The sequence below is a fragment of the Micromonospora sp. KC721 genome, assembly GCF_004348355.1.
Taxonomy (GTDB): Bacteria; Actinomycetota; Actinomycetes; order Mycobacteriales; family Micromonosporaceae; genus Micromonospora.
In genome coordinates this window covers 1-1,176 of the sequence record NZ_SMJY01000395.1, presented here as the reverse complement: position 1 = coordinate 1,176, position 1,176 = coordinate 1, and the positions used below count along the sequence as shown (strand labels likewise).

Annotated in this window: 1 protein-coding gene; it reads left to right on the top strand. The window is 68.5% G+C overall.

What is annotated here, in order from left to right:
* The first annotated feature begins 99 nt into the window (after positions 1-99).
* Entirely contained in the window at positions 100-1,080 is a 981-nt protein-coding gene (locus E1182_RS30615) for a ribose-phosphate diphosphokinase (protein ID WP_132271203.1), read from the top strand.
* Positions 1,081-1,176: the final 96 nt, after the last annotated feature.

Genomic DNA, 1,176 nt, shown 5'->3' with positions numbered 1-1,176 from the left:
GACGGTGGGTGGCGGGTTGACGGCGGGGGATACTGCAACCGACTAGTCCCCGGCCACACCGCCGCCGGATACCACCGACCAACGGGAGCAGACGGGCCCATGGGCAGCATCGTCGCCGAAAACCGTAAGAGCCTGATGCTCTTCTCCGGGCGTGGCTTTCCGGAGTTGGCACAGGAGATCGGTGAGGTGCTCGGCGTCGCGCCGACGCCGGCCGACGCGTACGACTTCGCCAACGGTGAGATCTTCGTACGGTTCAAGGACTCGGTGCGTGGTTCGGACGCCTTCGTGGTGCAGTCCGTCACGCACGGGGTCAACACCTGGGTCATGGAGACCCTGATCATGGTGGATGCGCTGAAGCGGGGTTCGGCCAAGCGGATCACGGTGGTCCTGCCGTTCTATCCGTACTCGCGTCAGGACAAGAAGCACCGGGGCCGGGAGCCGATCTCGGCCCGGCTGGTGGCCGACCTGTTGAAGACGGCGGGCGCGAACCGGATCCTCACCGTCGACCTGCACACGGCGCAGATCCAGGGCTTCTTCGACGGGCCGGTGGACCATCTCTTCGCGATGGATGTGCTGGCCGCGTACGTGGAGCGTAAGTTCGCGGGCCGGCCGATGACGGTGGTGGCGCCGGACTCGGGTCGGGTGCGGGTGGCGGAGCGGTGGACGGACCGGCTCGGCGGTTGCCCGCTGGCGTTCATCCACAAGACCCGGGATCCGATGAAGCCGAACCAGGTGGTGGCGAACCGGGTGGTCGGTGAGGTGGAGGGTCGGGTCTGCCTGATCGTCGACGACATGATCGACACCGGGGGCACGATCACCAAGGCGGCCGAGATCCTGAAGGAGTCGGGGGCGGCGGAGATCGTGGTGGCCTCGACCCACGCCCTGCTCTCGGATCCGGCGACCGAGCGGTTGAAGAACAGCCCGATCAGCGAGGTGGTGGTGACGAACACGTTGCCGCTGCCGCCGGAGAAGCAGCTCGACAAGATCACGGTGCTGTCGATCGCGCCGCTGCTGGCCCGGGCGATCCGGGAGGTCTTCGACGACGGTTCGGTGACCACCCTCTTCGGTGGACTGAGCTGACGGGTCGGCCGGCCGGACGCGGACATCCGGCCGGTCACCGTGGCGACGGGCGGCCATGGCGGGGGTGGTGCGGCGGTGGTCCGCCCACCCCGGGGG